Source organism: Lysobacter sp. DMC104, from assembly GCF_056313665.1.
Genome location: NZ_JBQUZW010000020.1, coordinates 36,007 through 42,383, shown reverse-complemented (window position 1 = coordinate 42,383; position 6,377 = coordinate 36,007). Strand labels below are relative to the sequence as shown.

Sequence of the window (6,377 nt, the reverse complement as noted above, 5' to 3'; positions counted from 1 at the left end):
CTGATTTTCAGGCTGTTGAAGCAGACTTCGATACAGGAACTAAGGCCCACTTTGGTCCGGAAAGGTTAGGAATTACCTTTTGTTTTTGAAGAGGATGTCATGAGTCAGAATTTGCTTTCCTTGCAGTTCACTGCCGCGCAGTTGGCCGAGGTGGATACCGCGCTGGCCGCGCTCGAAAACGCCCTGACCGGGCTGATCGCACTCGACCCCGACCAGCGTCGCGGCCTGGTGCGCATGGGCCCGAAGTCGGAAGCCTTCTGCCGCCAGACGGTGAACGTGCTGGCCCAGAACCCGCAGGTCATCCCGCCCAGCCTGTCGCTGACGGAAGCCCGCTCGGACCTCACCGCGATGGACGCCCTGCGTCCCCGCCTGATGCGCCTGCAGCAGCTCACCGAGCGCGCGCAGGACACCGAGGACGCGCTGGGCAGCGACCTGATGTCGTTCGCGCTGGAGGGCTACGCCCTGCTGAAGCTGTCGGGCCGCAACCAGGGCCTCGAAAGCCTGCGCAGCGAACTGTCCAGCCGCTTCACCAAGTCGCGCAGCAAGGGTGAGACCACCACCACCCAGAGCTGACCGCCCACCCCCGCCGCCCCCGGGCGGCGGGATCTTTCCAACCCCACACGGCCCCGGCTGCCCACGCAGCCGGGGCTGTTTTCGTTGGGGGCGACGGCGGTGCGAGGCGCTCGCGTCGATCCACCGGGGCGCCACAGCTGCTTTCCCGGCGGCTGTGTTCCCCTCCGAGCGTCAGCGTTGCCCTTTCGAGCGGCATGGATGGCGAAAAAAGCGGCATCGCTGGCCCTCAAAGCGGCAACGTCGGCCCTTTGAGCGGCAACGCTGGCGAAAAAAGCGGCATCGATGGCCCTCGAAGCGGCAACGTCGGCCCTTCGAGCGGCGATGGTGGCGGTTGGAGCGACACCCGGGGTAAGTCAGGGGGCGTCAGATTTTTTGTGTGCTCGGGGCGGGGAGGTGTCAGATTTTTGGTGTGATCGGGGCGCGCACCATCCCGGCCGGAACCCCGCACCGTCTCCGTCCCAACGCCGTCATCCCGGCGCAAGCCGGGACCCAGCTTCCAGCGCTCTACCGTCATCCGGAGGCGTCGCACGCTCCCGCAAACGCATCACCTCGCGGCCGGCTCCTGCCGGGAGTCCCGACACCGCCGCATGCCCCGGCCGCGACACCGACCGGGGCACCCGCCCCGGCATCAGGCCGGTTCGATCACGATGCGACCGTCCTGCACCTGCAAGCGCACCTGCCCGCCGATGGGGAAGCCCGCCTGTTGCAGCCAGACGCCGGACAGATGCAGGTACGGCACCTTGCGCGTGCCGGCCCAGAACCCGTCCCGTCGCCGGTCGCGGGTGTGATAGCCGATGGTGAGACGGCGCGAGGACGGGGCGCCGGGGGAGTCGGGAGAACGAGCAGCCATGATGGCCTCCTAGTGGTTTCGTTGAACGCGCCCCTGTTGAGAGGGCGACCGAGTACTTCAACACCGCCACTAGACGGCCCCCAGTTTTCCCCGGCGAACCGGGTCTTGTATGACTGGGCGCTACTCGGCCATAGCAGAAATCTATGGACGCAAAAAAACCGCGATGTCAGCCGCGGGCACTGCTAGTGGGAGGTGTGTTGAGCACCGAAGTCGAATCTAGCCACCGTTTTTCCACGAGTCAAGCCACTAATGATCGAAGATCCGGTGCGAGTAGGTGGTCAGAATTCTGTCCGCATAGTCAAGTAGAGAAATGCACAACTAGCGTCAGTTAGCTCGAAGGCAATAAATTTTGCCTATGGCAATGAGGGGTAATGCGCATGAGATTTCAAAAAAAATCTCATGGTTTGCGACTCATCTGCGGAAAATTGGAAGTCGATGGCAAGAGTGGTAGTGCTCGCCCCCTCAGTATCAGCTACGCTCCGTACCTAGAAATTGCTGCGGATACCAATCTGATAGGGGGTCAAGGTGTATGTGCCTCACCCAGAGCCGTTCTTGACGGTTCGGATAGAAAATGCAATCGAAGTTCCATCATTCACCGGTTGGTGTGCTGGATTTGAGAATGGCCAATGGCGAGAAAGGGAGTTGGCCAGGCATTTAATGGAGTGGCTTCCTGAATTTGCGCTTCGGTACACAGAGTGGATGAGCTTGAATGCAAGCAATGCGGTTCCTTTGTTATCAAGAGCCGCGCACGCAATATATAGCTCTCCGAAATTTCAAAGTCGAGGGGAGTTTGGAGAGATTTTATTGCATGCAATGATCAGGCAGCATTTTCATACCATACCAGCAATAACAAAGTACTTTTACAAGGACGCGGCGAATGACACTGTAAAAGGCTTTGATGCTGTGCATGTAGTTCAAGATGGTGATGATCTTGAGCTTTGGCTGGGCGAAGTTAAGTTTTATCAAGATTTGGAAGGGGCAATAAGGGACGTAACGAAGGAGTTGGAAGAGCATACTCGCCATGATTATCTCAGGGCAGAGTTTGCGGCAATTTTAAATAAAGTTGATTCAACGTCTCCATTTTACGAAAGGTTGAGAAAGCTTCTTCATAAAAACACTTCGCTAGATGAGGTTTTCTCAAGAGTATGCATACCGATCTTAATAACTTACGACAGTGATATTTTTTTGGATCACAGTTCAATTACGGCGCAATATGAATCTGCGTTTGTTGATGATGTCGGAAAGAGCTTTGAAAAAATCAAGGCAAAGGTTCCAAAGGAGTTGAGTGTTCGTGTTTTGCTGTTTCCAATGAAAAGCAAAAAGACACTTGTTGCAACTATGGATGAGGTCCTCAAGTCATGGCAGAAGGTCGTTTGACAGTAGCTGAGCTGGCTGAAGTTGTCCGATCTCGAGATTCTATATTGCGTGATCCGTTCGCGGTTGCGGCGAGTCTGGCTTCTGCTTTTGGATCAATGGGCGATGTTTCTGGATTTCGTGACCTTCTACTCAGGGCGCTCGAAAACTACGACGCCTTTGGTCCTTCGGCGCAGATTGTAGATGGGCTTTTAAGGGAAGTCGGATTGTTTCCGTATCTTGCGCCAGACGGCTTGGATTTGTTCGATAGATTTGCTTACGAAGTGCATAGGCCGCAACCTTTTCCAGAGGATCAAATTGTATTTCACGGGCCTCAAGCAAGGGTCTATTGGAAGCTCCTATCTGGTGAAAATGTTATTCTCAGCGCGCCAACTAGTTTTGGGAAGAGTTTGATTGTCGATGCGGTTATTGCTTCGATGAAGTTTTCAAATGTGCTTATAGTTGTTCCGACTATTGCACTTATAGATGAAACTCGCCGTAGAATCTCCTCTTATTCTCTAGGATACAAACTCATAGCGCACCCTGCGCAGAGGCCTGCTGAGAAAAATATTTATATTCTTACGCAAGAGAGGGCGCTTGATCTTCCCTCCCTCGATGCAATTGATTTTTTTGTGATAGATGAATTTTATAAGCTTGCTCCTGGTAGGGATGATGACACGCGATCGTCTCTCCTTAATCTGGTTTTCCATCGTTTGGCAACTAAGAACAAGCAGTTCTACCTTCTCGGGCCTGATATTGAAGGCGTAGTGCCTCAGCTAAAAGAGCGTCTTTCAGTAAATTTTATGCATGAGCCATACCCTACAGTGGCTTCAGAGGTGCATCTAGAACGACCGAAAAGAGGGAGTGAATTAACTCATTTACTGGAATTGATGAAAAAGCTCGATGGGCAATCATTGATTTTCTGCAAGTCGCCTGCGAGCGCGGCTAAAATTGCCAAGGAGCTTTCTGGTGGGGTGAATGAAGGGGTTGATCAAGATGAAGCAGTAGATTGGATCTCAAGCACTTATCATCCTGAATGGCACTTTGCAATTGCGTTGAAGAATGGCGTTGGGGTTCATCATGGTCGGGTCCCGCGCGCCCTCGCGCAGTACGTTGTCCGCTCCTTCAATGATTCACAGCTATCTAATCTAGTTTGCACCTCTACACTCATAGAAGGTGTAAACACCAAGGCGAGGAATGTTGTTGTTTTTGATAACAAGATAAATAAAACGAACATCGACTTTTTTACATTTAACAATATATGCGGCAGATCTGGTCGCATGTTTAAGCATTTTGTTGGCCATATTTATTTGTTCCATGAGCCACCACAGAGAGAGCTTCCGCTAGTAGATGTTCCTGCATTCAGTCAATCGGAATCGGCTTCTGAGGGGCTGCTTTTGCAGTTGGCTGATGAAGAGCTAACCATTGAGTCGAGAGGGCGCTTAAATGGTTTGATTGCACAAAATGCGGTTTCTCTTGACTTATTGCGCGCTCATCCTGATGTCGAGCCTGCATCGATAATTTCACTTGCTCGTGATCTTGATTTAAGAGCGAATCAGCTCGCTCCAAATATGCGATGGACCTATGACCCTACTTTTGAGGAATTGCAAGTTGTTTGTGAATTAATTTGGAATCACTTCAATGGGGCTAGGCGTGGAGCAGGATCCGTAAGAAGTGCATCTCAGCTTGCGGTGAGAATTTTTAGTCTGCGCGAAAAGCCAACGGTTCGGGTTCAAATTGAGCGTGAGCTAGAGTGGAATAAAAGTCTGAGCCCTGATGAGGCTGTTCAGACCATACTTGATTTCAATCGTTTGTGGGCGACTTTTCACTTCCCAAAGCTATTGATGATTGTTCAGGAGGTGATGAAAGAAGTATTTGATAAAAAAGGAATTAGGACTGGGGATTTTTCTTCGTTTGCTGCTCGGGTCGAGAACCTTTTTCTGCCCTCGGTCGTCTCTTCTTTGGATGAGTACGGAATTCCATTTGAGCTTGGTAGAAAATTGGTCAGATACCTGGGGGGCGATGATGATTTGGATATCGCAATTGATACGCTGAGGCAGATCAATGTCTCTAAGCTGCGACTACATCCGTTCGAGATGAAATTGCTGAAGAACGCTATCGAGGCTCTTTAATAAAACTGCTTCTATGCTTTGTTGTCGGGGCTATCGCAGCACATCGGAGCGACCGCAAGCGCGCCGCAATCACCAATCCACATTGGGCGAGAGCCGAACGTTCCAACGCCCATGGGTGAGCGCGAATTTCCTCACAAGATCGTCGATCGATCCGAAGACGGTCAGCGTCTGCGCCTCTTCCTCTGTCGCCGGACGCAGTGCGTCGAACTCATGGTAGGCATGATCTAAGTCGCCCGGTCCGTCCGAGCCGCAGTCCTTGAAGTGCTGCGGGCATAGTGACGGGATGCCGATCTGCTCGGCGACGAAGGTGTTGTTCCAGTCGAGTGACTTCATGATCGTGGACGAGGCATCGTCCGTGGCGGCGCCACTGAGCAGCAACATGCCGAAGGTCTTCCAGTTGCCGGCATCGCGATAGAGGTACTCGAAGACGCAGTGGGCCGCGGGTGCTTTGCGTGAGGCTGCCATGGTAGATTCCTGCCGAGTGCTTCGACAGGATTGGCGGCGTAAGTCTCGCAGGCTGCGACAGGGGTTAGGGCAATGGCGAAAGCAGTCTTTACAGCGTCGCAAAGTAGCGACTACGACGACAGCACCGGGCAGTGGTATCACTTCCCTAAGACGTATCTCAATCAGGTCAAAGAGTCTCTTGGCGATCTGATCGTCTACTACGAGCCAAGGCGTTCTGACGGGTCCCGTCGCTCTGGCGGTGGCTCTTCCTACTTCGCAGTTGCACGAGCCATCAGCATTCGCCCTGACAAGGCTTTAGATGACCACTTCTACGTCGATGTTGCCGATTACATCGAGTTTGATCGGGTCGTTCCTTTCTCCGAGGGCGGGCGCTACTACGAGTCCATCCTGCAAAAGGCCGATGGCAGCACAAACAGAGGGGCGTTCGGTCGATCGGTTCGTATCGTGCCCGACAGCGAGTTCGATACGATTCTCGCCGCAGGCTTTCCCGTAACGCGCGAAGCGTGGGAAGTGTCAGACGTGATCGAGGAATACGCGGATCGCCCGATCATCGAGCGCGTCGTAGCGCGACCGTTCCGCGATCGCGCCTTCCAGCGGCATGTACGTCGGGCTTACGACAACCGTTGCGCCGTGACGGGCTTGCGTCTGATCAACGGTGGCGGTCGACCGGAAGTGCAGGCGGCGCACATTCGCCCTGTCGAGATGAAAGGTCCGGACACCGTTCGTAACGGCATTGCGCTGACAGGGACCGCGCATTGGCTCTTCGATCGTGGACTGATCGCGTTCGAGGACGACTACCGCCTGCTGATCTCTCCGCACGGCGTGCCGGACGACCTCGATAAGCTGATCCTGCCCGAGCGCCGACTCGTCGTTCCGGACAACGCAGAGTGGAGGCCGCACCCGTTCTATCTCGGCTGGCATCGGGAGCATCGGTTCAAGCGGTGATCTTCGCCGGGGCTATTCACCGCAGAATCTGCGGCGAATAGGCCGCTCAATCCCCGCAC

6 protein-coding genes are annotated in these 6,377 nt (G+C 53.9%); 4 read left to right on the top strand and 2 right to left on the bottom strand.

Annotation, left to right across the window (positions count from 1 at the left end; translation table 11 throughout):
• Positions 1–99 precede the first annotated feature (99 nt).
• Positions 100–573: a hypothetical protein gene (locus ACT53R_RS18985; protein ID WP_476173484.1), complete on the top strand. Its 474-nt coding sequence runs from the start codon at positions 100–102 to the stop codon at positions 571–573.
• A 628-nt stretch (positions 574–1,201) separates the two neighbouring features.
• On the opposite strand, the gene ACT53R_RS18980 is transcribed toward ACT53R_RS18985, so the two are convergent.
• Positions 1,202–1,423 carry a SymE family type I addiction module toxin gene (locus tag ACT53R_RS18980; RefSeq protein WP_476173483.1) on the bottom strand — a complete coding sequence of 74 codons (222 nt, stop codon included), beginning with the start codon at positions 1,421–1,423 and terminating at the stop codon, positions 1,202–1,204.
• A gap of 525 nt (positions 1,424–1,948) precedes the next feature.
• On the opposite strand from ACT53R_RS18980, the gene ACT53R_RS18975 reads away from it, so the two are divergent.
• Positions 1,949–2,800: a HamA C-terminal domain-containing protein gene (locus ACT53R_RS18975; protein WP_476173482.1), complete on the top strand. Its 852-nt coding sequence runs from the start codon at positions 1,949–1,951 to the stop codon at positions 2,798–2,800.
• Positions 2,782–4,908: a DEAD/DEAH box helicase gene (locus ACT53R_RS18970; protein WP_476173481.1), complete on the top strand. Its 2,127-nt coding sequence runs from the start codon at positions 2,782–2,784 to the stop codon at positions 4,906–4,908. Before ACT53R_RS18975 ends, ACT53R_RS18970 begins: the two co-directional genes overlap by 19 nt.
• Positions 4,909–4,977: 69 nt before the next feature.
• Here the strand turns inward: ACT53R_RS18970 and ACT53R_RS18965 are convergent, their stop codons facing one another.
• Positions 4,978–5,373 (bottom strand): hypothetical protein, encoded by a 396-nt coding sequence (locus ACT53R_RS18965; RefSeq protein ID WP_476173480.1) that lies wholly within the window; start codon positions 5,371–5,373, stop codon positions 4,978–4,980.
• 72 nt (positions 5,374–5,445) lie between these two features.
• On the opposite strand from ACT53R_RS18965, the gene ACT53R_RS18960 reads away from it, so the two are divergent.
• Positions 5,446–6,318, top strand: coding sequence for an HNH endonuclease (locus ACT53R_RS18960; RefSeq protein ID WP_476173479.1), 873 nt, complete (start codon positions 5,446–5,448; stop codon positions 6,316–6,318).
• The last annotated feature ends 59 nt before the right edge of the window (positions 6,319–6,377 follow it).